Source organism: Micromonospora sp. SL4-19 (assembly GCF_047921475.1).
Taxonomy (GTDB): domain Bacteria; phylum Actinomycetota; class Actinomycetes; order Mycobacteriales; family Micromonosporaceae; genus Micromonospora.
This window is the reverse complement of the sequence record NZ_JBLROB010000105.1, coordinates 1-316: the sequence shown is the minus strand read 5'-3', so window position 1 is coordinate 316 and position 316 is coordinate 1. Positions and strand designations below refer to the sequence as shown.

General features: G+C 69.3%; 1 protein-coding gene. It reads left to right on the top strand.

The genetic code is table 11. The annotated features are described in order from the left end of the window. A partial coding sequence (locus ACNAVT_RS31880) for a C39 family peptidase (protein WP_416301717.1) occupies positions 1 to 266 on the top strand: 266 nt, incomplete at its 5' end. Positions 267 to 316 lie beyond the last annotated feature (50 nt).

Below are 316 nucleotides of genomic sequence, written 5' to 3'. Positions count from 1 at the left end.
CCAAGCAGACCGACACCCTGCGCACCGACATCGTGCGCGCCGTGGACGACGGCCGCGCCGTGGTCGCCAACATCGCCGGCACCACCACCGACACCGACGGCAACACCCACTCCTTCGAAGGCGGCCACTACATCAGCGTCGTGGGCTACCGCGACGGCGGCAAGACCGTCACCATCGCCGACTCGGCCAACCCCAACACCGCCTCCTACCAGATCAGCGTCGACAACCTCGCCAACTGGATCGCCACCCGCGGCTACTCCGCCTGACCCACACGGCAAACACCAAGGGCCGGCCCCCACCAAGGGGCCGGCCCTTC